Below are 25,667 nucleotides of genomic sequence, written 5' to 3'. Positions count from 1 at the left end.
TATTTAAAAAATGCAGCTATTCGCGGATGAATTTATTCCTGTTACACTTGATGTACACAATCTGCCTCCAGATCTAGGCTTAAAGCCAGTTAAAGGACATTAAAATGACTGATCATGAATACCACACACTAGCCGATGCATTAATGCTAACTATTGAAGAGCAAATCGATGAATGTGATGCCGACTTAGATTATGAATCAGCGTCAGGTATTTTAGAAATCATCTTCCCAGATCGCAGTAAAATAGTGATCAACAAGCAAGCACCACTTCATCAAGTTTGGGTTGCGACGAAATTTAATGGTCACCATTTTGAACTACGCGATGATAAGTGGATTGATAACCGCTCGGGTGCTGAGTTTTGGCAATTTATGTGTGATGCAGCAACACGTCAAGCGGGGCAACCTATCGAGTGGCGCTCAGAACTATGAGTTTAGAGTTTGTTGAATATCCAGCACAGAGTGAACATAAAGCAACAGTCATTTGGTTACACGGGTTAGGTGATTCAGGCGATGGTTTTGCGCCAGTGGCACCACAACTAGCACTACCAGCAGAGCTTGGAGTGCGTTTTGTGTTTCCTCATGCTCCTGTGCAACCAGTCACCATTAATGGTGGTATGGCGATGCGCTCTTGGTACGATATTAAATCAATGGATTTAGATAAGCGTGCCGATGAGCAAGGGGTTCGTGAATCCGCTGCAAAAGTGGCTGCGATTATTGATCAAGAAATTGCAAAAGGGATTGCTGCTAACAAAATTATTCTTGCAGGTTTTTCTCAAGGTGGTGTGGTATCGCTACACTTAGCGCCACGACTCGACTATAAATTAGCGGGTGTAATGGCACTATCAACCTATATGTGCGTGCCAGATAAATTAGCCGATGAAATCAAGCAGCAAGGCTTAAACATCTTTATGGCCCATGGTCGATTTGACGATGTGGTACCACATAATGCAGGTAGGCAGGCATTTGATGTGCTTAGCGCTAACAACATGGAAGTAAGCTGGCAAGATTACCCGATGGCGCACCAAGTTTGTGGTGAAGAACTAATCGCTATTCGTGAGTGGTTAATTGCTCGCTTGAGTTAATTTTTGGTTTTAGAGGCCAACATGACAAAGAAACTTGTAATTACAGCAAATATGAATACTGTTGAAGCAGTTAATTCAACTTCTACGGCGGTCACTTATCAATGGCATTGGCGACGTATTTTTATGGTCAGCAGTGTCATCTTAGTTGCACTGGCTATATTAGTGTATAGCTTTATTGGGGCTGTAAATGCTGAGCAATCAGCACAGGATGAGCCGCAATCGGAGCTTGCAAGTGTTGAGTTACAAGCTCCTTTAAATGATGCCAAACAAGAAGAACCAAAAGAAGTGACTGCATCACCAGTGAATGAGCAACCAGCGGTTACTGATAGTAAACAAAGTGCTATTACAGAGGTCGTTATCGCAGACGTAGCTGAACCTGAAGCAAATACAGTAGATACAGAGATCGTGAGTGAGCCGGTTTTTGATGGGCAACAGCTGCCTGAAACATCAGCTGTCACTCCCGATGAAGAACCACTGCAAACTGAAGAGCAAATAGAGGTTGCTGCAGTACCCGATGTTCAGCAGCAGTTTTCACACTCAGCACATATTGCCAGTGTTGCAATTGGCGCTAAAATAGATACAGATAAAGTAAGTCGCGCAGTATTAACAACCGATGTTGTTGATCGAGAACCAGTTAATGTTCTAAAAAACGATGTAAAATTAGCGCAAATTAGTAATAGCTTAAGCTTTTTTAGTGAGCTTAGAAATATGCAGGGGCAAACTGTTCGTCATCAATGGTATTACCAAGGCCAGCAGCTTGCTTCTATTGAATTAGCTGTAAGTAGCCCGCGTTTTCGTACTTATTCAACAAAAAACATCATGCCAGAGCAGCTCGGTGATTGGCGTGTTGAGGTTATTGACGCAGATGGCAACTTGCTGGCCCAAAAAGAGTTTAGAATTTTAGCTGAGTAACATTTAGTATCAGCCTGATAATTAATTGGATTTTTCATGACACAGACAACAAAACTAGTTCGTATCGCTACCCGTAAAAGTGCGCTTGCTTTATGGCAGGCAGAATTTGTTAAAGCTCAATTAGAGCACTTCCATGACGACGTGACGGTAGAGTTGGTTCCTATGTCGACGCAAGGCGATATTATCCTTGATACGCCACTGGCAAAGATTGGTGGTAAGGGTTTATTCGTAAAAGAGCTTGAACAAGCCATGCTTGATGGCCGCGCAGATATTGCGGTGCATTCAATGAAAGATGTACCTGTTGAGTTTCCTGAAGGCTTAGCCTTAAACACAATTTGTGAGCGTGAAGACCCTCGTGATGCATTTGTATCTAACAACTACAAAAGCTTAGATGAGTTACCACAAGGTGCTATTGTTGGTACGTCAAGCTTACGCCGCCAATGCCAAATTCGCGAAGCGCGTCCTGATTTAGATATTCGTGATTTACGCGGTAATGTTAACACCCGTTTAGCAAAACTAGATGATGGTCAATATGATGCAATTATCCTAGCTGCTGCGGGATTAATTCGTTTAGAAATGCCAGAACGCATCACTGCCTTTATTGAGCCTGAAGTATCATTACCTGCAAATGGTCAAGGCGCAGTAGGTATTGAATGTCGTATTGACGATGAAGTTACAAAAGCGCTACTAGCTCCGCTTGAGCATAATGAAACACGCATTCGTGTAAATGCCGAGCGTGCGATGAACCGCCATTTAGAAGGTGGCTGTCAGGTACCAATTGGTGCATTTGCACTAGTTGAGGGTGAGCAAGTGCATTTACGTGGTTTAGTGGGCGCTATTGATGGCAGCCAAATGCTGCGTGATGAAGTGACAGGTCCAGTGGCTGACGCAGAGCAGTTAGGTATTACACTTGCTGAAAAGCTACTTGAGCAAGGTGCCGATAAAATTTTAGCTGAAGTATATAGAGACGCTTAATATGCATATTTTGATAACTCGTCCAGAAGGAAAAGGCACTGAGCTTGCTCTTGAGCTTCAGCAGGCGGGTTATCAAACAACCCAATGTCCAGTCCTTACCTTAGATTACCTCACGGTTAATAGTAGTGAGCTTGCGCCGCTAGAAAATGCCGATAAAGTTATTTTTATCTCGCAAGATGCCGTACATGCCTTGTTAAAACTCACACCAACAATTAACAAAGCAGCCCAACTTTATGCGGTTGGTCAGCAAACTGCTGATGCGGTTTATGAAGCGTTTGGACGTCGAGCTGCTGTGCCAAAAAAACATGATTCAGAAGGTCTGCTCGAGCTAAAAACGCTGCAAGATGTAGAGCTGAGTAACATTGTATTAGTGAAAGGTGTAGGCGGGCGCACGACGATAGCGAAAACCTTAAAACAACGTGGTGCTTTATTGAATCAGTTGGTTGTTTACAAGCGTAGCGCAATTGAGAGCGAGCCTGGTAAGTGGATGGACCACTGGCAAACAGTTGATGTAGAAGGTATAGTCATTACTAGTAATGCAGCGGTGGATGCCATTTTTAATGGCTTAAATGAGCCTCAGCTTACATGGTTGAAAGAGCGACAATTTTTCGTTGCTAGTGAGCGTATCGCTGACTATTTAAAGCAACAAAAGGTCGCAAGAACACAGATACATATTGCTGCAGGGGCGAGCGATAGCGCTATGTTCACCTGCATTAATCAGCAAGGTAGCAAAATGAGTGAAGCAGAATCAAAACAACCCGCAAAGCCAGTGACTGCACAGCCAGATAAAAAAGCGCAAACGGTAAATACTGGGACGAAAGCGCCTGTGCAAGCAAAAAAAGGTATCAGCAAATCAGGTAGCTTAGCGTTACTTATTTCACTTTTAGTGGCTTCTACTGTTGGCTATGAGTTTTATCACAAATTAAATAGTGATCAGCAATCAGCTGTTGCATTTACTGAGCTGACAGATGAAAACCAACGCTTACAACAGCAGATTGATGCATTAAAAAGTGCGCAGCAAACATTACAACATTCGCTTTATAACAGTGAACAAAAAGTCTCTGAGGCGCTAAATGAAAGTGCTGAGCAAACTCAGCAGCAATTACAAGCGGCTTTAAAGCGCGCTGAGCAGCAAACTTTCACGCTTAATCCGCAAGAGGTTACAAGCCTGCAACGTATGGCCGAGTTTAAATTGTGGGCAGAGCACGATTACCAAGGAGCTGCCGCTGTGCTATCTCGCTTAGATAGCTTGCTAGCAGAACACCCGGGTACAGGAGCTATTCGCCAAGCAATTCACCAAGACTTGCAAACCTTGAATGCCATAGAGCCTGTTGCTGTTGAAGCAATTTATTTAAAACTGCATGGCATTAATCAAAAAGTTGATGAACTAGTATTTAATGCTATTTCACTACCTGAAGAAGTCGTCAAAGAAGATCCAAATCAATTGAGCGAAAATGTCAGTGAATGGCGTCAGAACCTTGCGAAATCATGGCAGCAGTTTAAAGACTTCTTTGTAGAAGTACGCACACGTGAAGATATGGTTATCGCACCATTTTTAAGTGAGCAAGAGCGCCACTTAGTTAAACAGCGCTTAAGCTTATACTTAGCTCAAGCGCAAGATGCTGTATTAAGTAAACAAAGCAGTGTGTATTTTAGCGCTGTTGATGCTGCACATAGCTTGGTAAAAGATTACTTTAAGCAAGATGATGCGCAAACAAAAGCGGCATTAAAAAGCCTCGCTGAGCTTTCAAAAGAGCAACTTGATTTCAGCCCAAAAGTGTCACTGCAAAGTACTGAGCAGGTGAAGGAGTGGGCACAATGATCCGCTTTTTATTAATCATTATTGCGATAGCCGTCTGTTTGGGAATTGCCCCCTTTTTTATTGATCAAAAGGGTTATGTATTAATTGCCTTTAATAAAACAACCATTGAAGGCACTATTTGGGGCGTTACAGCACTCTTACTGTTAGCACTTACTGCAATATATGTGCTTTATAAACTAGTTCGTTATTTATGGTCTTTGTATAGCCACACACGCCATCGCTTTTTTGCTCGTAGTGAAGAACGTAAACAAGCGGCTATTGAGCAAGGTGTATGGAGCTTAATAAATAACGATTATGCAGAGCTGGAGCTAGCCCTTGATAATAACAGTGTTGCAGACCAGTGGACCGATATACGTTATGCGCTTCTTGCTAAAGCGGCATTAGCGAGTAATGAGAACGAAAAGGCGATTAGCTACCTTGATAACATAAGTCAAAATAATCAACTAAAAGTGGCTAAGTTATGGATTGCCAGCGGTGAAACCAGCACTATTTTTGCTGATCTAAAAGCCTCAGCTGAACGCAAAAAAGCTACTCGTTTAGAGCTCAAAATGTATGCCCATGTTTTAGTGCAAGAGCAAAAATGGGCTGCACTTAATGACTTCATGCCTCGCTTATTACGCAAAAAAGCACTTTCAGAGCAGGAATGGCAGCAACTGTTTGATCGCTACTTTGCAGCGCAGTCAAGCGAGGATTTAACTGCGTGCTATGAGCAATTAGCGAAAAACCTTAAACCACACGCTGAAGTAAGTTATTTGGCAGCGATGGCAAAGGCAGGCGAATTAAATAAAATAGAGTTAAGCTTAATTAAAATGGTTAAAAAACCGCTGCAGCATAAAGATTTAGCACGTATTTTACGTACCAGTGGCCCTGGCGATGCACTCAAGCTGCAAGCAAGTTTGCAAGATGTATTGAAAAAAGACACCGAGAATACAGATTTACTTCTAGCCCTAGCATGTTTAGCGAATGCTCATGGTGAGTACGATTTAGCTGCGCGGGTGTTTGATAAAGCACTTAATGCTGATAATCGTAATGCCTATTTGCAGCAAGCTGTACTCAGTTATAGTAAAAGTGCCCAGCCAGAAAAAGCATTGGTACTCTATCAATAATTTTACTCCAGCCAGCAAAGGAGCGATGGCTTGAAGAACTTATTTACACTGACCATAAGTATCGCACTTGCTTACTTTCTTACAGGGTATTTAAGTAATTCTTTGCTGGCGATTGATGGTTATGCGGTTGCTGCATGGCCGCCTTCAGGTATTGCTCTTGCCAGTATCTTGCTATTTCGAAATCGTGCCCTACCAGGAGTTTTGCTAGGGGCGTTCTTTGTAAACCTCATTCACCTTGATAAAGCCACTGATATTTTCCATTGGCAAATGATGCTGCAGGCTATTGGTGTAACAACAGCATCAACATTCCAAGCTTGGCTCGCCTATTACATAATTATTCATGTAGCTAAGCGCCCGATTGAATTATCGTCATTAAAACAAAGTGTGCTTGGCTTAATGATTGGCGGCCCTTTGTGTAGCTTGATTGCGGCATCAATTGGCACAGGTTTACTGGTCATAAATAATGTTATTCCGAGTTATGCGGCACTTAATAATTTTATTGCATGGTGGATTGGTGACAGTATTGGGGTGCTGATTTTCACGCCATTAGTTTTAGCTGCATTTAGTTACCATCATACTCGCCAGCGGCTACAAATAATTGTGCCGTCGCTATTAATCTATATGGTTATTTGTGTCAGTTTTTATGGCGCAGCCAGTGTAAAAAAAGATAAAGACTTACAGCGCCAGCAAGCCAAAGTCAGTGCGATTCATACTAATCTTGAGCACCAAGTTGATGAAATTAAGTCACACTTAGCTTTATTAGCGACCTTTTTTGCTAGTAGCGATGCAGTTGATTTTGATGAATTTAAGCGCTTTACAGCACGTCAATTGCAATACAGTGAAGAGATACTTGCCTTTGAATGGGCGCCAAAGGTTATTCACTCGCAACTAACTAATTATCAAAATCTACTGCGTGATGAACTAGGCACCCACTATTACGTGAAAGAAAAAAATGCTGCAGGGCAATGGCAGCCGGTGAGTAAGCGAGCGGTGTATTTTCCGGTGCAATATGTTCACCCTTTAGAGGGCAACCAACCCGCTCAAGGTTTTGATTTGGCCTCAAACGAATTACGTAAACAAGCGCTTACAGACTCTCGGTTAATTAAAAATGTCACTGTGAGTGAACCAATCACCCTTATGCAAGGAGATGGCAGCGAAAAGGGCGTTTTGTTCTTTAACCCTGTTTATTCAGACATTAACCATCAAGTAGGTTTTAGAGGTTATGTTGTTGCTGTGGTCAATCTGGAAGTGTTGGCGCGAACACTTAACTTTAATCAAAACACCGAGATTGATGCCAGTTTTTTTGATGTTACCGATGGTACTAACCCTGTTGAAATTTACAGCCCTCATCGTGTTGGCACTACAGCAATCGCAAGCTTTAATTTTATTATTGGTGAGCGTGTTTGGCAGGTGAAACTATGGGAATCAGTAGCCCAGTCATCTTGGCTGTCTTATTGGCTTGCGCAAATAGTCGGAATGCTGTTTGTGTGGTTATTAATTACCTTTTTGATATCGGTAACAGGCACTAATATTCAAATTCGTCAGCAAGTAGCAAAGCAAACCCAAAGCCTTCGCGAAGAAAAACAAAAAGCCGATAAAGCTAGCCAAATTAAAAGTGAGTTCTTAGCTAATATGAGTCACGAAATACGCACGCCTATTAATGGTATTAAGGGGCTGCATTACTTAGCAATGCAAGAGCAAGATTGGCAACAAGCGCGTAGTTATATCGATCAAGCAGACGGTGCATTGAATGTTCTATTACGGGTGATAAATGATGTTTTAGATTTTTCTAAAATTGAAGCAGGGCGTCTGGAGTTACATCAAGAGCCTATTGATGTGAATGCGCTTGTGAGTGAATTAACGAACTTACTGCAGTTTGAACTTAACTCTCGCTCTTTAGAATTTAGAGTTGAGTTTGATGCTTCTGAACACCTACTGATCCATACCGATCCAATCCGTTTAAAACAAATATTATTGAATCTGCTAAATAATGCGGTGAAGTTCACTCAAGAGGGAACGATTACAGTGCGGATTTGGCAGCAGGGTGAATTTACTTACTTTAGTGTTATTGATACAGGTATTGGCATCAGTAAAGAGGCCCAGCAGCGCCTGTTTAAACCATTCTCACAAGCTGATAGCTCAACCTCTCGTCGCTTCGGTGGTACAGGTTTAGGCTTGAGTATTTGCCAAAAACTCATTGTTATGATGGGAGGCGAGATAAGCCTCAGTAGTACTGAGGGACAAGGCTCAACATTTACAATTTCGCTGCCATTTGAGTCTCCTCTTGAAGAGGTGGTTCATAGTGATGATGAGTTAGCTGATATCGATGTGACTACTGTTTCATTTGCCGATGATGCAATTCTATTGGTTGAAGATAACCCATTGAATCAACATGTGGCGAGTTCTATTTTAAAAACCAAAGGCTGCCAACCTGATATTGCTAAAGATGGCCGCGAGGCTATTAAGATGATCAGTGAAAAAAGCTATGACCTTGTGCTCATGGATATTCAAATGCCGAATATGGATGGCTTAGAAGCAACCAAAGTTATTCGCAATGAGTTGCTGATCACTGATTTACCGATCATTGGCTTATCGGCAAATGCCCAAGATGATGACCAAAAGAAAGGCTTAGCCAGTGGTATGAATGGTTATTTAACGAAGCCAATTGATGCTGATAAACTTTTTAAAACTTTGTGGCATTTCTTGCATAATGATAGCGGTCATTAAAGCAGACATTTGACCTCAAAAAAGTAAATAAAATCATCTAAACTTGAAATATCGTCGTGGGTACGTATGATCCGCGCAAATTTACTGAACCTGAGTGCTAATTATGATCAATAACAAACTTCCATTGCTTGATATTCACCGTCATCTAGATGGTAATGTTCGCCCACAAACGATCTTAGAACTTGGTCGTCAGTTCAACCTAGAATTACCAGCTGATAACATTGAAGCGCTTATTCCACACGTACAGGTTATCGACCCTGAACCTAATCTAATGGCATTTTTGCAAAAGTTAGATTGGGGTGTAAAAGTATTGGGTGATTACGATGCATGTCGTCGTATTGCTATCGAGAACGTTGAAGATGCTATTGCCCAAAACCTCGATTACGTAGAGCTTCGTTTTAGTCCATATTATATGGCACAAAGCCAAGGTCTACACCCGCAAGGTGTTGTCGAAGCGGTAGTTGATGGTGTTAAAAGTGCGTGTCAAAACGCACCAATTAAAGCCAACCTAATTGGCATTATGTCGCGTACTTATGGTACTAAAATTTGTCAGCAAGAGCTTGATGCTCTGCTTGCTTTTAAAAATGATTTAGTGGCTGTTGATTTAGCTGGCGATGAAATTGGTTTTCCTGGTGAGTTATTTGTTGATCACTTTAAGCAAGTTCATGATGCATACTTAGCTGCCACTATTCACGCTGGTGAAGCGCGAGGTAGCGAAAGCATTTGGCAGGCAATTAACGAGCTTGGTGCAACGCGTATTGGTCATGGTGTAAAAGCGATTGAAGATGCTGCGCTAATGGATTACTTACGTGATAAGCGCATTGGTATTGAGTCTTGCTTAACCAGTAACATTCAAACCAGTACTGTTGCTGAGCTTGCAAAGCACCCGTTAAAAACCTTCTTAGACCATGGTATTTTGGCATCAATTAATACTGATGATCCAGCAGTTGAAGGTATTGAAATAGCGTATGAGTATCAAGTAGCAGCACCTGCGGCAGGTTTAAGCCAAGCCGATATGGAAAAAGCACAAGCTAATGCACTTGAAATTGCTTATTTAAGCGATGCAGATAAAGCTGCTTTAAAACAGTTAGCTGCTAATCGTTAAGCAGCTAACTTATACTTGGTGCTCTTGGCATGAGACATAGTTTTCATACAATGCCTTGAGCACATCTCCTCGGCTGATCATGCCAACAACCTTACCATCCTCAATAACCGGGTAATTTTTTGGCTTACCAGTTTGCATACCATCTGCCAGCTCAATGATGTTTTGATCGCTACTCACCGTGACAACATCGGTGCGCATTAGTTGTTTTACCTTTACCACGCCATCGCAGAAATAACTGTTTTGCATAAGCGGTTGTAGCAGCTCTTGTTCAGAAATAAAGCCAACTAGGCTTTTGTTGTCATCGAATACTGGTGCGCCTAGTAGTTTAAACTTTTGCAGCTCGCTAATCGCGGTGGTCATTTCAGTTTCAGGCGTAATGTGTGGCAACTTACGTTGCATAAAGTCTTGTACTTTTGTATTTAGCATTTGGGTCTCTCCCCATCATTATTCTAAACAAAGTATGGTCAAGGAAATGCAGTTTGTGAAATCGTTTAGATGGATTAAGGCGATAGGTAAAACAAATAAAAAAGGCATCCAATTGGATGCCTTAACAATAACCTGTATGAGTTAGTTATTTAATGAATGCAAATGCATCGGCGTACATGTTCTCACGTAGCGCACCATGATTGATAAAATCATCGCGAACCACGCCAATCATGTCGAAGCGGCCTGCCATGTAAATATCGTATGGTTCTAAAGACACGATATCTTCCATAACGGCTTTGTGGACGTAACCGGTTTTGCCTGTCCAGCTTTGCGGTGCATTTTCAACCACAGGAATATATTGGAAATGTGGGTTGCTGTTTGCCCATGCTTGCATTTCATCATGTGCATAAAGTGCAGCTTGCTCACGTACACCCCAGTAAAATAATACAGGACGCTCACAGCCAATTTCAGCAAGGTGATCAGCCATTGATTTGGCATAAGAAAAACCAGTACCGCCAGCAAGTAGAATAATTGGGCGCTCACCCTCAACTCGCAACTGTGATATACCTAAGCCCACTTCAACATTAACTTGCTGTTGCTCTGTATGTGCTTGACGTAAATGATCAAGCGCTTGCATTGCATACGAATCAGCACCCGCGGCACCAATGTGTAGTTCAATTTGGTCAGTTTGCGACGGGCGGCTTGCAATAGAAAAGGCACGCTTATCTTTTTCGCCTAATACTAGTTGCATATATTGGCCTGCCTCGAATGACACAGGTTGCTGTGGTTTCAAAATGACCTTATGTACGTGGTCTGTAAGCGGGCTGATCGCAACCACGTCAGCGAGTAATGTTTGCATAGTTTACCTTTATAAGCACAGAAGCAAATTCGGTTATGAATCGCACTCATAACCGTTAAATTTTGAGCAGTTTAACATAGACACAGCCTAGAGAATATCTAAGCTGTCCCATAATTCATCAACACGTTCTTTGATTTTTGGGTCCATGACAATGGGTTCACCCCATTCGCGGTCTGTTTCACCAGGCCATTTATTAGTCGCATCCATGCCCATCTTTGAGCCAAGGCCAGATACTGGCGATGCAAAATCTAAATAATCAATTGGTGTGTTTTCGATCATTGTCGTATCACGAGCAGGGTCCATACGTGTGGTGATTGCCCATATCACGTCGTTCCAGTCGCGTGCATTTACATCATCATCGCAAACGATCACGAACTTGGTATACATAAATTGACGCAAGAAAGACCACACACCCATCATTACGCGCTTGGCATGACCTGGGTATTGTTTCTTCATCGTGACCACAGCCATGCGATAAGAGCAGCCTTCAGGCGGTAGATAAAAATCTACAATTTCAGGGAACTGCTTTTGCAGAATTGGCACGAACACTTCGTTCAATGCAACCCCAAGTACTGCTGGCTCATCTGGTGGGCGGCCAGTGTAAGTGCTGTGATAAATTGGATTTTCACGATGTGTAATGTGAGTGACCGTCATCACCGGAAACTCGTCTACTTCGTTGTAGTATCCTGTGTGATCGCCATAAGGGCCCTCAGGGGCTGTTTCACCCGGCATAATATAACCTTCAAGCACGAACTCTGCGGTAGCTGGCACTTGTAGGTCATTTGAAATCGATTTAACAACTTCAGTTTTACTACCGCGTAGTAAACCAGCAAACGCATATTCACTTAGGGTATCAGGGACGGGTGTTACAGCGCCTAAGATTGTCGCAGGATCGGCACCTAATGCCACAGACACAGGGTAGGGTTCACCAGGGTGCTCTTTACACCATTCACGAAAATCTAATGCGCCACCGCGATGCGATAACCAACGCATAATAATTTTGTTTTTACCCAGTAGCTGCTGACGGTAAATACCTAAGTTTTGACGCTTTTTATAAGGCCCTTTGGTAACCGTTAAGCCCCATGTAATCAATGGGGCTGCATCACCCGGCCAGCAATGTTGAATAGGCAGCTTGGTTAAGTCGACATTATCACCTTCAAGTATGACTTGCTGACAAGGCGCTTTTTTTACTTCTTTTGCAGGCATATTCAATACTTGTTTGAATACTGGGATTTGCCCTAATGCCTCTTTAATGCCTTTAGGTGGCTCAGGCTCTTTTAGAAAAGCTAATAACTTACCGACTTCGCGCAGTTCACTAACATCATCTTGTCCCATACCCATGGCAACGCGTTTGGGTGTACCAAAAAGGTTGGCAAGAACGGGAATAGTGTGGCCTTTAGGGTTTTCGAATAACAGAGCTGGGCCTTCGGCACGTAACGTGCGGTCGGCAATTTCGGTCATTTCAAGGTAAGGATCAATTTCTTGTTTGATCCGTTTTAGTTCACCTTTTTGTTCTAATAACTCGATAAATTCGCGAAGATCTTTGTATTTCATTATAGCCGCTTAAACGCTGAATAAACTGTCGCTATTATACTCAAAACCACTGATTAAGCTAATTTAGCCGCGATAGGTTTTGCTATTGCTGAATTAAGCTACATTGGTACTTTTTACCTTTTAAAATCAGCATAGCTTCATCGCCTTTAGACCAAAACAGCACATTATCGGCACTGTATTTAACTCCTGAGCCACTTACTTGGCGATTGAGTAAAAATTCATTGTCCTTAAATGTCAATCTTGCTTCCTCATCATTGTTTTCAACAATACTGGCACTAAGGGTCCCATCGCACAGATAATTGCTTGGTGCACTTTGCTCAGCACACGCGCACAAGGTAACTAAAGCGAGCCCCGAGAGAAGTGGTTTAATCATAGAAACACCTTTATTTTTGAATGAGCTATAAGCCTAACAAAGAAAAATTAACCGTTGGTGAAAATGACAGGATAAGTTATGTTGATAATGTATTTAATGGGCAAGGAACCACCATGGCAGGCACTAATTTACTAACCTTACTTGATGATATTACAACACTTTTAGACGATATTGCGACGATGAGTAAAGTCGCAACAAAAAAAACAGCAGGGGTGTTAGGTGATGACCTCGCTCTGAATGCTCAGCAAGTCACTGGGGTAACCGCCGATAGAGAGTTGCCCGTGGTTTGGGCTGTAGCAAAAGGCTCGTTTATCAACAAAGCCATCTTAGTGCCGGCAGCGTTATTGATTAGTGTTTGGTTACCTTGGTTAATCACTCCGCTGTTAATGGTTGGCGGGCTGTTTTTGTGCTTTGAAGGTGCAGAGAAAATTATCGAAAAGCTGTTTGGTCATGCTCAACAAGAAGATGAAACTTTGGCTGAACAACTGGACTTACAAGAATACGAAAAGCAAAAAGTGAAAGGGGCGATCCGCACCGATTTTATCCTCTCTGCAGAAATTATCGTGATAACTTTAGGTACAGTTACTGGTGCAACGCTGGTTAATCAAGCTTTAGTGCTAAGTGTAATTGCAATTATTATGACCATTGGTGTGTATGGGTTAGTTGCAGGGATTGTTAAACTTGATGATGCTGGTTTGTATCTACTGCAAAAAGCGCAGCAAAGTGGTGGTAAATTTAAAGAGCTAGTGGGTAAGTTTTTACTTGCGTCAGCACCTAAGTTAATGCGCTTTTTAGCCTTTGCAGGAACGGTAGCTATGTTTTTAGTTGGCGGAGGCATATTGGTACATGGGATCCCCGTTTTGCATCACGCCCAACAGGGTAGCGCTGAGTTTGTAACAGGTTTACTTGGTAAAACAGGTGAGTTGGCTACGCCAATTATATTTGATGGTTTATTGGGCGTTGTTGCCGGAATTATCGTTGTGTTAGTGGTTGAATTTTGGCATAAAACTCGTCATTAGAAAGTATCAAATTAACCATTTTTGTTGATTTTTTGTATATAAAATAGGGGCTTTGCTTTATTATTGCTCAGCTAAATATAACAATTAAATCGTTAAATGGAGTTAATTATGTCTCGATACCTCACTTTTATGCTGGGGCTCGCGTTATTTACGCTGTCATTTACCAGTTTCGCTAAATCTGCAAAATTATCGGTAGAAGATTTTAGTAAAGGTAATGACTTTAGTCGTGTAACCATCTCTCCTGATGGCAATTACGTCGCTGCTATTAAAAAGCACGAAGGTAAAAATTCACTCATCATTGTTGATACAAGCAAGTTTGCAGTAACTCACGCGGTTGCTTTTCCGGGTAATGCACAGGTTGGCGAATACCACTGGGTAAACAATGAGCGTGTTATTCTTGAAAAAGAGTATTTAAAAGGCTGGCAAGATACCCCTATTTATTATGGTGAGTTATTTGCTGTGAATGTTGATGGTAGCCGTGGCGCATATGTAATTGGTTATCATGGTGAGCAGCAAACGGGTACTCGATTAAAAAAACAAACTCCAGTCCAAGGAACCTCATACCTTTTAGATCCTTTACTGCATGATGATAAAAAAGTTTTGGTTGTCACTTACCCATGGACTGCAACCAATGAACCAACTACCGTTGTATATGAAGTCGATGTTTATCGCGGTCTGCGCACCCTAATTACGCGATCACCTGCACCTATGGGACGTTTTTTAACAGACCATGATGGCAATGTTCGTATCGCTGTATCAAGTGACGATTACCTCAATGCGACAATTCATGTTCGAGAGCCTGAAGGTGGTTTTTGGAAAGAGCTTGATTTAGAAGGTATTAATTACACCGATATCTCATTAAAGGCGTTTGATAAATCTGGTGAGTCTGTCTATGCCACTGCATCAAAAGGTGGAGAAGCAGAAAGCCTTATTAAAATTAACCTAAAAACCAAAGAAGTCACCAAAATCTTCCAAGATAAGCATGTTTCGCCGTCGCATATTTGGGTTGATGAAATCTCTAAAGAGTTATTTGCAATAGAAACTGAGGCTGACTACCCAAGCTATGCGTTTGTTGATAGTAATTCGCCTAAATCACAGCGCCTTAAAGATTTATTGGGCGCACTGCCAGGCAGTCAAGTACAGCTAGTTAGTAGTACAGAAGACGACTCAAAAAATATTATTTTCGCATCGAGCGATATAAACCCTGGGCAATATTATCTTTATGATGCGAATACCAATAAGTTAAGAGCGCTTTTCTCTGCGCGAGGCTGGATAAATCAAGATGAAATGGCGCAAACCACACCACTGCGTTTTAAAAGCCGCGATGGTTTAACAATTCTTGCTTATTTAACTGTGCCAAATGGCAAAGCTGAGAAAAACTTACCTTTAGTTGTTATGCCGCATGGTGGCCCAATCGCTCGTGATTACTGGGGTTACGACCCAGAAGTACAAATGTTAGCGAATAAAGGTATGGCAGTGCTCAAGGTTAACTTCCGTGGTTCAGAGGGGTTTGGTATGAACTTCCAAGAAGCCGGTTATCGCCAGTGGGGACAAAATGTTCAGCACGATATTATTGATGGTGTAAAACTATTAATAAAAGATGGCACGGTTGATAAAGATAACATTTGTATTATGGGTGCCAGCTTTGGTGGTTACTCTGCTCTACAAAGCGCGATAATCGAACCAGATATGTTCAAGTGTGCAATAGGCCTGATGGGGGTTTACGACTTGCCTCTTATGTATGAAGAGGGTGACACGCAAGCGCGCAGTCATGGACTTAATTACCTAAAAACAGTGATTGGTACTGATGAGGCAGAACTAAAAGCATTCTCGCCTGCTTATAATGTCGATAAGCTAAAAGCACCTGTTCTTATTGTACATGGTGGTGAAGATGAACGTGCGCCCATTGAGCAAGCTGAATCATTAGAAGCAGCTTTGAAAAAAGCTAAGCATCCATATGAAATAACTATTCTTGATGATGAAGGTCACGGTTTTTATAAAGAAGAGCACCGTGCTTTATACTACAAAAAAGTATTGGCCTTCTTAGATGAACATTTAAAGCTTTAAAAGAAAAATGCCGGCGAGCAAGCTCGCCGGCAAGGATTTAGCACGGGAACGTAAGCGTGCTAGTGTGCAAGGTCTTCCTTCAAGTTAAACAAACTCAAAAGACGATTCGTTTATCAGGCAATACTACCCAGCTGTACTCTCTAAAACAGAGCAGAGAGAGTGACTCTGCTTTTGCTAACAAGTAATTATAAACACCAACAAAAGAGTATAAATACTGCGGCACATAAAAACGTTATAACATAACAAATTAAAAGTAAATAGCGAGTGTCATGTTATTAGGATGGTTTCTGCTGAGTGATGTTTATGGGTAATAGATTATTGAGTATTCAATTTACTACAATCGTAACTCAAGCATAGCTCTGCGAGCTCAATCTTTGCTTTAGGATTCCCTTGTAAGGTAGCTTTGTTGAGCCAGTAAGCTGCTTTTTCGTTATTCACTTCTGTCCCTTGGCCATCACGATACATCTGACCCAAGTTTAATTGCCCCCATGCATAACCATCTTCCGCAGACAGCGTAAAACTTTTCAACGCTTCCTCGTATAGGCCATCTTTGAAGTAAGTAATCCCTTCCTGATTATGTTTATCGAGCTTAACGCCCGTATATAAAGGCTTAGGTCTAGGCGGGTGCATAACAAAACCACCAAATAAACTATAAAGTTCAGGTCGCATAATTTTATAAATGCTGCCTTCATCATAAAGCTGCTTTATTTGTGACTTACTGAAAGTCAGGGTTTTACTAGAAAAGTAATCATCTTGAACTAGCATGCTGGTACGCATGGCAATTTCGATGTCTTTATTGTACTTGTAAGTGTAGTTAGCAACTCTAAAAGTCATGTTTTTATCATCAAATTCAACGAGCTGAGCTACTTTTAAGTTGTTAATACGTTTTGGTTTGCCAGTAAATTTATCTGAATAGACAAAATAGGTATCAAATAACTTTGGCTCGTTTAAGTAAGTTTGCTCATTTTCAGTTTGTTCATTCGCACCGATAAATGCATTTGTTAATAGGTAAACGATGAAGAATAGACCAATAAAGTATTTTATAAACGACACTAATTCTAAGGCTGGCAATGAATACCAAGGTGCAGGAGTAACATAGCCACAGTCATCACATTGTCTTTGATAATTAATAGATAGTGGGATGATGGGCAAAATAGTAAAGCGTAAAACTTTACTATGATTGCTTAAAGAATAATGTTCGCTATGGCAGTGAGGGCACGTTTTTTGTTTTTTATAAACAACATCAGCTGCAGCGGTATTAAATAGAAGCATAGTTTCTTCCTGAAGATTGCTATCAATAAACTAGAACAAATGCAGAGAGTTAGAAAGCGGCAAACTGTAAGCAAATATGAATTAAACATGTCGAACGGTGTTTTCGTTTAGAGAAACAGCACATTCTCTGCTATGATCCACAGCATCTTCGAGGATGTCCCTCAATTATCAAGTTTGGAATATTACTGTGACTGCTACTGCTTTTTCATCTTTGGCTTTGCCGCGAGAGTTAACCGATAACTTATCAACTTTAGGTTATACGCAAATGACGCCAGTACAAGCGCAAAGTTTGCCAGTGATCTTACAAGGCAAAGATATTATTGCCCAAGCAAAAACGGGGTCGGGTAAAACGGCTGCATTTAGTTTAGGTGTGTTGGCTAAGTTAAATGTGAAACGGTTTCGAATTCAGTCTCTAATTTTGTGCCCTACTCGAGAGCTAGCAGAGCAGGTAGCTGAAGAAGTGCGTAAGCTTGCACGTGGTATCCATAATATTAAAGTTTTAACTTTATGTGGTGGTGTCTCTATTGGTCCACAAATTGGTTCGCTAGAACATGGCGCACATATTATTGTCGGTACCCCTGGTCGTGTTGACGACCACATTCGCAAAGGCACATTACGCTTAGATGATGTCGAAACCTTAGTGTTAGACGAAGCTGACCAAATGTTAGATATGGGCTTTCAAGATACCCTTGATGCTATTGTTGAGTGCATTCCAAATCAACGTCAAACGTTATTGTTTAGTGCGACTTATCCAAAATCAATAGCAGCTGTTGCTGAGAGAGTACTTAGCAATCCTGAAATGATTAAGGTAGAAGAAGAGCAAACCAAAAGCACAATCAAACAATACTTTTACAAGCTAGATAACAACAAACAGCGCTTTAATACATTGAAGCTGTTGTTATTGAAGTTCCAGCCAGAAAGCTGTGTGGTTTTTTGTAACACCAAGGTTGAAACACAACAGATTTGTGATGACCTTTATGCTGAAGGGTTTAGTGCGGTTGCCTTACACGGTGATTTAGATCAACGTGAACGTGAACGTACCTTAATCCGCTTTGCTAATAAAAGTGCCTGTATTTTGGTGGCAACGGATGTTGCAGCACGAGGCTTAGATATCAATGACATGGACATGGTAGTGAACTATCATCTAGCACATGACCCACAAACCCATGTTCACCGTGTTGGCCGTACTGGTCGAGCAGGTAAAAAGGGCATAGCATGTTCTATTTATGGTGAAGCTGAGCAATTTAAAGTGGCACAAATAGGTGACCACTATGAGCGTGATTTTGACCCAGAACCGATTCCTCCATTTAGCTTGCTCGAAAAACCCGCTTATAAGCCTACTATGGCAACGATTATGATTGATGCTGGTAAAAAGCAAAAAATTCGTGCCGGTGATATTTTAGGTGCATTAACAGGCAAAGAAGGGATTGCAGGTCATCAGGTAGGTAAAATTAACGTACTTGATAATGTGGCTTTTATTGCTGTGGAGCGAGCTGCTGCAAAACCTGCATTACGTAAATTGACTGAAGGTAATATTAAAAAGCGTAAAATTCGTGCGCGACGTTTGAGCAGATAAATTGTTGAGTTATGAGCAGCTAGCTTTAAGTTGCTCATATTCAAGTTGTATTTTCTTAAACTCAATTGCACAGCCTTGGCGGTCTGGGTGGTGTTTTAGCGCCAGTTGTCGCCAACGCTTTTGTAACTGTTTTTCCGAAAAATCAGTAGGTAGCTGCCACGCCTGTTGTAATTCCAACAGCTGCTGCTGAGATAGCGAGAGAATGACCCTTTTTGGACTATATGATGAAAAGCGCTGCCAAAAATCAGTTAACATCGCATCAATCTCATCGCTCGTTGTATCATAGTTTTGCCAATCTAAATAATAATCTCGCAGCGGATCGTGATTTTCTAATGCGTTACTTATCTGCTCATTAACAAGCTCAATATGTAATGAGGCAATTTGTAGCTGTTGCTCTGGTGCAAGTTGTGTTTGCAGCTGATATAGAGCATTCATAACTAAAAAGTTGCGCTTAAACAGATCTTTTTGTGGGTCATTATCTAATTGCTCAATTTTTCCTGATTCGCTAAGTGCGCTGGTAAGCGTATGAACCTTCCAAACAGGTTGTTCCAAAAGAAGGTAAAAAATCTCATCAATCAGTGGGTTAACCATTGTTCGCAAGCCTATCTTTAGTGTAATCTACAGTGGTATACGCTATCACAGCTGCTTTTTTGAAACTACGCTAATGTTTTTAGATACTAGGGAATGCATTTAGCCGAGCTTAAATAACCTCATTTTCAGGCTAAGTTGATATTAAGGGATTTCGCCATATGTTCACATCACTGCGTGTTAGCTTGCTCACTGCTTTAATGTTCAGTTGTAGTTTGTTTTTTTCGCAGTCTAGCTTTGCATCCACTTCATTACTTGAGCAATTTAGCCAATCCGAGCAATGGCAAGAAAAGCAACAGCTTGCCAAAAAACTGCTTAATCAAAATACAACAAATCAAGAACAAAGCCTCGATATATACATGCAGCTTGGGGACTTTGCTCTAGCTAAAGGTAATTTCTCAGCGGCCGTAAAAAATTACCAATTGGCAGAGCAAGCAACTAGTTTTGCTGCGACCCCAAAGCGCTATTTCCTTGCCCTAAAAATGCAGGGCGTAACTTATTATTATCAAGGCTTGATGCAGCAAGCGGTAATTGCTTACAGCAGAGCATTAAGTATTGCCAAAAAGCTACCTGAACCAATTGCTGAGGCTAATTTGCTAAGTAACATTGGCCTTGCCTACTTTGATATGTTCAATATGGAGCAAGCGCTGAAATATTACAAAGAAGCGAAAGATATTTACGAAGAACATGGTAATGCACAAGATAAAGCCGATATATTACACAACATTGCAGGTATTTATATTCGTTTATCTAGTTATGATACTGCATTAGAAATGTATCGAGAAACGCTAGAGATTTTCCAAAAGTTAGGCGATGAAGATGGCATAGCTCAGTCTTATGGCAATATGGGGGTTGCGTATTCTGAACTTGGTCAGTATCAACTTTCTTTGCACTACTATCAGCGAGCCTTGAGATACTACCAAGAAACGAATAATGCTTACTTTCTCTCATCTCGCCACGCTAATATCGCCAATGTATATTTACGCACCGGTGATTTAGAGCTTGCCTTAAGTCATGCAGAAAAAGCAGTTGAATTTGCAAAAAGTATTGATAATAAAACCTTAGAGCTTGCAGGCTTATTGTCACAGGCAAAAATCGAGTTATTACAAGGTAAGCTAAATAAAGCTGAAGCAACTCTCACCACCTCTGTTTCTATGGCTAAACAATATAAAGACGATCTTAGAGTGCAAGATGGCGCCGGAATGATGGCCCTGATTAAATCCGGAAAAGGAGATTATGCCGGAGCTGTTGCTAGTTTTGATGAGTTTGTTCGTTCATTTAAAAGTGAGCAAAGCATCAGATTATTAAAGTCAATGAGCGAGCTACAAAGCCAAATCCAAGCAAGTCAGCTCAGTCAAGAAATTGTTGAGTTGAAGCAGCTACAGCATGTACAAGAGCTCGAAATGTCAAAACAGCGTCAGTTGGGCATTATGTTGTTTATCTTATTTGTGATGATAGTGGTAACGGGTATTACTATTTACCGTCGCAGTATTGAAAAAGGTGCAAAAGAGCAACTTTCGTTAATGGTTGCTAAGCGGACCAAGGAGCTTGAAGAAACGGCAGAGCAACTACGTAGTGCTAACGAAATTAAAAGTCAGTTTTTAGCAAATATTAGTCATGAAATTCGTACTCCTTTAACCGCAATATTGGGCCAAACCGATAATTTAATGAATGGTTATTATAAACCAGAGCAGTTAAACGATGAGCTTGCCGTGATTCAAAAACAAAGCGATCATTTAAAAGAGCTGATTAACGACGTTCTCGATATTAGTAAAATCGAGGCTAACAAGCTTGAGTTAAGCCTAAAAGAAGGTGATTTAGTTCGATTACTCACCGACGTCCACTCGATGCTCAGTGGTCAGGCTAAAGATAAAGGCCTTAACTTTACTTTTCATAATGTGCTTGGCGAGCAGTTTTACTGTCAGCTAGATTTTACCCGCATAAAACAGATACTCATCAACCTATGTGCAAATGCAATTAAATTCACTAACCAAGGCGAAGTAGAGTTAAAAGTCTCTAAAGTAGAGCAAGGCGTGTGGTTTCGTGTAACTGATACCGGTATTGGTATGAATACCGAGCAACTAAAACAAATATTTGAGTGTTTTAGGCAAGGAGATAACAGTATTAGCCGACGCTTTGGGGGGACAGGGCTTGGGTTAAGCTTATCGCAACAGCTTGCAATGATGATGGGGGGTTATATTAGTGTTGAAAGTGAGCTAAATAAAGGCAGCATATTTTCGTTTTACTTACCATGTAAAGAACGTACTCCAAGCTCTGATGTGATAGAGTCTGAAAAGTTTGTACAGCCAGTTGTAAAAGGTTTATCTGGGAAAGTTCTACTCGCTGAAGATCACCCTGATAATCGCCGTTTAATTTCTCGTTATTTAGAATCTATGGGCCTTGAAGTAATTGCGGTAGAAAATGGTGAGCAAGCTGTAGAGCAGTGCCTTAAGGAATTTCCTGATGTGGTACTGCTGGATATTCAAATGCCAGTACTTGATGGTTTAAAAGCGCTCAAGTTATTACAAGAGTGCGGCTTTACACAGCCAGTATATGCGTTAACGGCTAATGCTATTAGCCACGAAATCGACAGTTATCTTCAAGCAGGGTTCACCGGTTACCTTGCTAAACCAATTGATAAGAAAGTATTTTATACGCAACTTGCTAAGCATTGTAAAAAGGACAGCGCAGTAGCTAAATCTCAGCAAGATATGAGTGATTTGGTTGCAAGCTTTATTAATAGCTTTGAGCATGAAAGCGCGTTGATACAGCAGCACTTTGCAGCCCATGAGCTATTTAATTTACAACAGGATGCTCACCGAATCGGTGGTGCTGCGAAAATGTTTGCACTGGATGGTATCGCGGATAGTGCTATGGCACTTGAATCGGCATTGAAGCAAGATAAAACTGCTGACTTAACTAGTTTGGTTGCTCAATTACTAGAGCATCTACACAACGCTTCGGTTGATCAAAACAGCTCAATATCACCGTCTTGAACTTGTTCAACCTCTTGAGTCATTTCAAACCTAGAATGATCAATACGCTGCTCTTGATCGGTTTCTGTTGGAGTGATAAGAAACATTGACAGTTTTTCGTCCAGAGAGTGTGCAAGGCGCACTAAGTCTTTACTCGACACCGCTTGTATTTGTGAACTTGAAAGTGCATCAGAGTTAAGCTCAACCATTGCATCTATACTAACTTGTGCTTCATCTGACATCTGGCTTTGCATAGCTACCTGCTCATGGACACTCTCAGAAAACGCATTAATTTCTAGCATTGCTTGCTCAATTTTATTGGTTTCTTTAGTAGAAGCCTCAGAAAGCTCAACCGTGCGCTCCGTTTCTTTAAGTGCTGTTTGCATTAATAGGTTTGCTTGTTCAGTACTATGTTGAATTTTAGATACCATCTCACGCACTTCTTGTGTCGACTTACTAGTACGAGCAGCTAGGTTTCGTACCTCATCAGCAACCACTGCAAAACCGCGGCCTTGTTCACCAGCTCGAGCGGCTTCGATTGCAGCGTTTAGCGCAAGTAAGTTAGTTTGCTCTGCAATACTGTTAATTACATCAATGACTGAGCCTATCGCATCACTATCTTGTTTAAGTAAAATAATCTGTTCACTGGTGAGGTTGATATTATCGGCAAGTTTTATGAGACTTGCTTGGCTTTTATCAGTGTCTAAACGAGTTTGTTGAACTGATTTAGTCGCATCTGATACCGAGCTTAATATTTGTTCAAGACTTCTATCCAGTTCTTTAGATACCTCAATCATACGATTAATTGTGTTTGCTAGGTCAATGCCATGGGCATCTTGAATTGTCGCTTTTTGAGTCATTGACGCATAAGTATCACGTAATGCATCGGCCATTGGTAACAAGCGGGCTGATGATACATATATTTCACTTATCATATGCTCAGCCATTGTTAAACCTGCGTTAAGTGCATGACACTCTTTTGGTAATTGGGTGTCATTTTCGTCAAAGCGAAAAGTAAAATCGATCCCCTTTTCAGAAGCGGTATGCGTAATAAAGTAGCTTAAATAATCTTGTTGCTTTTGATCAGTTGTATAAATAAAGCTAATTAGAACAAGCCATGGGATTACGACAACAAGCATAAGTACAGCCATAGCAGTGATAGAAAAATCAAATATGGCAAAACTAGCAATACAACTAAGTAAGCTTATTATAAATAGAGCTACAACTACTCTAATGCGAGTCATTGAGGAAATCCTTAGCGTTTAATCCTTTAATATATAGAACAAATTTCTATAAATTACCAATAAACTAACACTTTAAAAGTATAACTTTTAAAGAGTTATGTCCTAGTTTTACATAAAAAAAATGCCTGTATTAGACAGGCATTTGTAAAAACAAAGTAATTTTTACTGACGTTTCATTGAGTCAAAGAATTCATCATTGGTTTTGCTCATTGAGAGCTTATCAATTAAGAACTCCATTGCGTCAATTTCTGACATCTCATGAACGATTTTTCGTAAGATCCACATTTTTTGTAGTTCATCAGGTTTAGTTAGTAATTCTTCACGACGGGTACCTGAACGGTTAAAGTCAATCGCTGGGAATACACGCTTTTCAGCAATCTTACGATTTAAGTGTAATTCCATATTACCTGTGCCTTTGAACTCTTCGTAGATAACTTCATCCATCTTCGAACCAGTGTCGATAAGCGCTGTTGCGATAATTGTTAAGCTACCGCCTTCTTCTACGTTACGAGCCGCACCAAAGAAACGTTTTGGCTTGTGTAATGCATTCGCATCAACACCACCGGTTAATACCTTACCTGATGATGGGATAACAGTATTATAGGCACGAGCAAGGCGTGTAATTGAGTCAAGTAAGATAACTACATCTTTCTTGTGTTCAACAAGACGCTTCGCTTTTTCAATTACCATTTCAGCAACTTGAACGTGACGGCTTGCTGGCTCATCGAACGTTGAGGCAATTACTTCACCTTTAACAAGGCGCTGCATCTCTGTAACTTCTTCTGGACGTTCGTCAATTAGAAGCACCATTAGCTCACAATCAGGCTGGTTGTAGCTGATTGACTGCGCAATGTTTTGCAGTAGCATCGTTTTACCCGCTTTTGGTGGAGCAACGATGAGTGCACGTTGGCCTTTACCAATTGGTGATGCTAAATCTAGTACACGAGCCGTGATGTCTTCAGTACTACCATTACCACGCTCCATACGTAAACGTTCGTTAGCGTGAAGTGGGGTAAGGTTTTCAAATAGGATTTTAGTGCGAGAATTTTCAGGTTTGTCGAAGTTTACTTCATTTACTTTTAATAGTGCGAAGTAACGCTCACCGTCTTTAGGTGGGCGAATAAGGCCTGAAATTGAGTCACCAGTACGCATGCTGAATCGACGGATTTGACTCGGTGATACATAAATATCATCTGGGCCGGCTAAGTAAGATGCTTCTGATGATCTTAAGAAACCAAAACCATCTTGTAAGATCTCTAGTACACCGCCGCCGTAGATGTTTTCACCGCTTTTAGCATGCGCTTTTAGGATGGCGAAAATAATATCTTGTTTTCTTAAACGGGCTACGTTTTCGAGCCCCATGGACTCAGCTAAGTTTACAAGCTCTTTAATAGACTTGTCTTTTAATTCGCGTAAATGCATATTGGTGGGTTCTTTATTACAATTGTCATACTCAAAATCATCGTTTGATACATGAGTGAGGTTTGTTGGTATAACTAAGGATTAGTTGGCTTTATAAACTAGCAGGTCACTAGCAAGGCGTCCAGTCTTTAAACAAAATAAAGCTAAAAAAAGGGCAAAAAGCCCTTTTTTTATATTTTCATTAGATGTTGTTTTCTAAAAACTCTACTAATTGAGTCTTAGAAAGTGCACCAACTTTGGTTGCTGCAACCTGACCATCTTTGAAAAGAAGTAACGTAGGGATACCACGAATACCAAATTTAGGTGGTGTGCCTGCGTTTTGATCGATGTTAAGTTTACCAACGGTAACACGGCCATCAAACTCGCCAGCTACTTCGTCAAGAATAGGGGCGATCATTTTACAAGGTCCGCACCATTCAGCCCAAAAATCAACAAGTACAGGTTTGTCTGATTGTAGTACGTCAGCTTCAAAGCTATCGTCAGTTAATTGAATAATTTTCTCGCTCATTGCGATCTCCGATTAGTTAGGCGAAATATTTAATGCGTATTTAAACACTCTTGTTT

Annotated in this window: 21 protein-coding genes; 12 read left to right on the top strand and 9 right to left on the bottom strand. The window is 41.0% G+C overall.

Annotation, left to right across the window (positions count from 1 at the left end; translation table 11 throughout):
- Positions 1–104 precede the first annotated feature (104 nt).
- The 8 genes from cyaY (at position 105) to add (ending at position 9,728) form a co-directional block, all read left to right on the top strand.
- Entirely contained in the window at positions 105–428 is a 324-nt protein-coding gene (gene cyaY, locus EVU92_RS03580) for an iron donor protein CyaY (RefSeq protein WP_036974421.1), read from the top strand.
- The gene (locus tag EVU92_RS03575) at positions 425–1,081 is read left to right on the top strand and encodes an alpha/beta fold hydrolase (protein WP_130050044.1); all 657 of its coding nucleotides are present in this window, start codon (positions 425–427) and stop codon (positions 1,079–1,081) included. Before cyaY ends, EVU92_RS03575 begins: the two co-directional genes overlap by 4 nt.
- Positions 1,082–1,102: 21 nt before the next feature.
- Positions 1,103–1,993, top strand: a complete 891-nt coding sequence (locus EVU92_RS03570) for a DUF2914 domain-containing protein (RefSeq protein ID WP_130050043.1) — start codon at positions 1,103–1,105, stop codon at positions 1,991–1,993.
- Positions 1,994–2,029: 36 nt separating this feature from the next.
- The gene (gene hemC / locus EVU92_RS03565) at positions 2,030–2,968 is read left to right on the top strand and encodes a hydroxymethylbilane synthase (protein ID WP_130050042.1); all 939 of its coding nucleotides are present in this window, start codon (positions 2,030–2,032) and stop codon (positions 2,966–2,968) included.
- Position 2,969: 1 nt separating this feature from the next.
- On the top strand, positions 2,970–4,790 hold the full coding sequence (locus EVU92_RS03560; protein ID WP_130050041.1) for a uroporphyrinogen-III synthase: 1,821 nt from the start codon (positions 2,970–2,972) through the stop codon (positions 4,788–4,790).
- Positions 4,787–5,896, top strand: a complete 1,110-nt coding sequence (locus tag EVU92_RS03555) for a heme biosynthesis HemY N-terminal domain-containing protein (protein ID WP_130050040.1) — start codon at positions 4,787–4,789, stop codon at positions 5,894–5,896. The genes EVU92_RS03560 and EVU92_RS03555 overlap by 4 nt, the downstream gene beginning before the upstream one ends.
- Positions 5,897–5,926: 30 nt before the next feature.
- Positions 5,927–8,623: an ATP-binding protein gene (locus tag EVU92_RS03550; protein WP_130050039.1), complete on the top strand. Its 2,697-nt coding sequence runs from the start codon at positions 5,927–5,929 to the stop codon at positions 8,621–8,623.
- 103 nt (positions 8,624–8,726) lie between these two features.
- Positions 8,727–9,728, top strand: coding sequence for an adenosine deaminase (add, locus tag EVU92_RS03545; RefSeq protein WP_130050038.1), 1,002 nt, complete (start codon positions 8,727–8,729; stop codon positions 9,726–9,728).
- Between the two features lie 9 nt (positions 9,729–9,737).
- On the opposite strand, the gene EVU92_RS03540 is transcribed toward add, so the two are convergent.
- The 4 genes from EVU92_RS03540 to EVU92_RS03525 form a co-directional block, all read right to left on the bottom strand.
- On the bottom strand, positions 9,738–10,154 hold the full coding sequence (locus EVU92_RS03540; RefSeq protein WP_054563674.1) for a CBS domain-containing protein: 417 nt from the start codon (positions 10,152–10,154) through the stop codon (positions 9,738–9,740).
- A gap of 145 nt (positions 10,155–10,299) precedes the next feature.
- Complete coding sequence (gene fre / locus EVU92_RS03535; protein ID WP_130050037.1) at positions 10,300–11,013, bottom strand: NAD(P)H-flavin reductase; 714 nt, start codon at positions 11,011–11,013, stop codon at positions 10,300–10,302.
- Between the two features lie 87 nt (positions 11,014–11,100).
- Positions 11,101–12,567, bottom strand: a complete 1,467-nt coding sequence (gene ubiD, locus EVU92_RS03530; protein WP_130050036.1) for a 4-hydroxy-3-polyprenylbenzoate decarboxylase — start codon at positions 12,565–12,567, stop codon at positions 11,101–11,103.
- Positions 12,568–12,649: 82 nt separating this feature from the next.
- Positions 12,650–12,940, bottom strand: a complete 291-nt coding sequence (locus tag EVU92_RS03525) for an MliC family protein (RefSeq protein WP_130050035.1) — start codon at positions 12,938–12,940, stop codon at positions 12,650–12,652.
- A gap of 113 nt (positions 12,941–13,053) precedes the next feature.
- Between EVU92_RS03525 and EVU92_RS03520 the strand changes: the two genes are divergently transcribed.
- Positions 13,054–13,959: a DUF808 domain-containing protein gene (locus EVU92_RS03520; protein ID WP_130050034.1), complete on the top strand. Its 906-nt coding sequence runs from the start codon at positions 13,054–13,056 to the stop codon at positions 13,957–13,959.
- Between the two features lie 108 nt (positions 13,960–14,067).
- Positions 14,068–16,026: a S9 family peptidase gene (locus EVU92_RS03515; RefSeq protein ID WP_130050033.1), complete on the top strand. Its 1,959-nt coding sequence runs from the start codon at positions 14,068–14,070 to the stop codon at positions 16,024–16,026.
- 315 nt (positions 16,027–16,341) lie between these two features.
- Here the strand turns inward: EVU92_RS03515 and EVU92_RS03510 are convergent, their stop codons facing one another.
- The gene (locus tag EVU92_RS03510) at positions 16,342–17,298 is read right to left on the bottom strand and encodes a tetratricopeptide repeat protein (protein ID WP_130050032.1); all 957 of its coding nucleotides are present in this window, start codon (positions 17,296–17,298) and stop codon (positions 16,342–16,344) included.
- Positions 17,299–17,485: 187 nt separating this feature from the next.
- Between EVU92_RS03510 and dbpA the strand changes: the two genes are divergently transcribed.
- Positions 17,486–18,874: an ATP-dependent RNA helicase DbpA gene (gene dbpA, locus EVU92_RS03505; RefSeq protein ID WP_130050031.1), complete on the top strand. Its 1,389-nt coding sequence runs from the start codon at positions 17,486–17,488 to the stop codon at positions 18,872–18,874.
- 9 nt (positions 18,875–18,883) lie between these two features.
- Here the strand turns inward: dbpA and EVU92_RS03500 are convergent, their stop codons facing one another.
- Complete coding sequence (locus EVU92_RS03500; protein WP_130050030.1) at positions 18,884–19,465, bottom strand: DNA-J related domain-containing protein; 582 nt, start codon at positions 19,463–19,465, stop codon at positions 18,884–18,886.
- Between the two features lie 158 nt (positions 19,466–19,623).
- Here EVU92_RS03500 and EVU92_RS03495 point away from each other — a divergent pair, with 158 nt between their 5' ends.
- Positions 19,624–22,458 (top strand): tetratricopeptide repeat protein, encoded by a 2,835-nt coding sequence (locus EVU92_RS03495; RefSeq protein ID WP_130050029.1) that lies wholly within the window; start codon positions 19,624–19,626, stop codon positions 22,456–22,458.
- On the opposite strand, the gene EVU92_RS03490 is transcribed toward EVU92_RS03495, so the two are convergent.
- The 3 genes from EVU92_RS03490 to trxA all read right to left on the bottom strand — a co-directional run bounded on the left by EVU92_RS03490 (position 22,431) and on the right by trxA (position 25,611).
- Positions 22,431–23,681: a methyl-accepting chemotaxis protein gene (locus tag EVU92_RS03490; RefSeq protein ID WP_130050028.1), complete on the bottom strand. Its 1,251-nt coding sequence runs from the start codon at positions 23,679–23,681 to the stop codon at positions 22,431–22,433. The genes EVU92_RS03495 and EVU92_RS03490 overlap by 28 nt on opposite strands.
- Before the next feature lie 162 nt (positions 23,682–23,843).
- The gene (gene rho, locus EVU92_RS03485) at positions 23,844–25,103 is read right to left on the bottom strand and encodes a transcription termination factor Rho (protein WP_062566226.1); all 1,260 of its coding nucleotides are present in this window, start codon (positions 25,101–25,103) and stop codon (positions 23,844–23,846) included.
- Positions 25,104–25,284: 181 nt separating this feature from the next.
- Positions 25,285–25,611, bottom strand: coding sequence for a thioredoxin TrxA (gene trxA, locus EVU92_RS03480; protein ID WP_054554679.1), 327 nt, complete (start codon positions 25,609–25,611; stop codon positions 25,285–25,287).
- Between the last annotated feature and the right edge of the window lie 56 nt (positions 25,612–25,667).

This window comes from Pseudoalteromonas sp. MEBiC 03485 (assembly GCF_004195145.1).
Classification (GTDB): Bacteria; Pseudomonadota; Gammaproteobacteria; order Enterobacterales; family Alteromonadaceae; genus Pseudoalteromonas; species Pseudoalteromonas apostichopi.
The sequence above is the reverse complement of the archived record's forward strand: the minus strand, read 5'-3'. Positions and strand labels throughout refer to the sequence as shown.

What these genes read in the sequence shown, in the direction of transcription:
- cyaY (WP_036974421.1), top strand. Translation starts at nt 105, where the DNA reads ATGACTGATCATGAATACCACACACTAGCCGATGCATTAATGCTAACT.
- EVU92_RS03575 (WP_130050044.1), top strand. Translation starts at nt 425, where the DNA reads ATGAGTTTAGAGTTTGTTGAATATCCAGCACAGAGTGAACATAAAGCA.
- EVU92_RS03570 (WP_130050043.1), top strand. Translation starts at nt 1,103, where the DNA reads ATGACAAAGAAACTTGTAATTACAGCAAATATGAATACTGTTGAAGCA.
- hemC (WP_130050042.1), top strand. Translation starts at nt 2,030, where the DNA reads ATGACACAGACAACAAAACTAGTTCGTATCGCTACCCGTAAAAGTGCG.
- EVU92_RS03560 (WP_130050041.1), top strand. Translation starts at nt 2,970, where the DNA reads ATGCATATTTTGATAACTCGTCCAGAAGGAAAAGGCACTGAGCTTGCT.
- EVU92_RS03555 (WP_130050040.1), top strand. Translation starts at nt 4,787, where the DNA reads ATGATCCGCTTTTTATTAATCATTATTGCGATAGCCGTCTGTTTGGGA.
- add (WP_130050038.1), top strand. Translation starts at nt 8,727, where the DNA reads ATGATCAATAACAAACTTCCATTGCTTGATATTCACCGTCATCTAGAT.
- EVU92_RS03540 (WP_054563674.1), bottom strand. Translation starts at nt 10,154, where the DNA reads ATGCTAAATACAAAAGTACAAGACTTTATGCAACGTAAGTTGCCACAC.
- fre (WP_130050037.1), bottom strand. Translation starts at nt 11,013, where the DNA reads ATGCAAACATTACTCGCTGACGTGGTTGCGATCAGCCCGCTTACAGAC.
- ubiD (WP_130050036.1), bottom strand. Translation starts at nt 12,567, where the DNA reads ATGAAATACAAAGATCTTCGCGAATTTATCGAGTTATTAGAACAAAAA.
- EVU92_RS03525 (WP_130050035.1), bottom strand. Translation starts at nt 12,940, where the DNA reads ATGATTAAACCACTTCTCTCGGGGCTCGCTTTAGTTACCTTGTGCGCG.
- EVU92_RS03520 (WP_130050034.1), top strand. Translation starts at nt 13,054, where the DNA reads ATGGCAGGCACTAATTTACTAACCTTACTTGATGATATTACAACACTT.
- EVU92_RS03515 (WP_130050033.1), top strand. Translation starts at nt 14,068, where the DNA reads ATGTCTCGATACCTCACTTTTATGCTGGGGCTCGCGTTATTTACGCTG.
- EVU92_RS03510 (WP_130050032.1), bottom strand. Translation starts at nt 17,298, where the DNA reads ATGCTTCTATTTAATACCGCTGCAGCTGATGTTGTTTATAAAAAACAA.
- EVU92_RS03500 (WP_130050030.1), bottom strand. Translation starts at nt 19,465, where the DNA reads ATGGTTAACCCACTGATTGATGAGATTTTTTACCTTCTTTTGGAACAA.
- EVU92_RS03495 (WP_130050029.1), top strand. Translation starts at nt 19,624, where the DNA reads ATGTTCACATCACTGCGTGTTAGCTTGCTCACTGCTTTAATGTTCAGT.
- EVU92_RS03490 (WP_130050028.1), bottom strand. Translation starts at nt 23,681, where the DNA reads ATGACTCGCATTAGAGTAGTTGTAGCTCTATTTATAATAAGCTTACTT.
- rho (WP_062566226.1), bottom strand. Translation starts at nt 25,103, where the DNA reads ATGCATTTACGCGAATTAAAAGACAAGTCTATTAAAGAGCTTGTAAAC.
- trxA (WP_054554679.1), bottom strand. Translation starts at nt 25,611, where the DNA reads ATGAGCGAGAAAATTATTCAATTAACTGACGATAGCTTTGAAGCTGAC.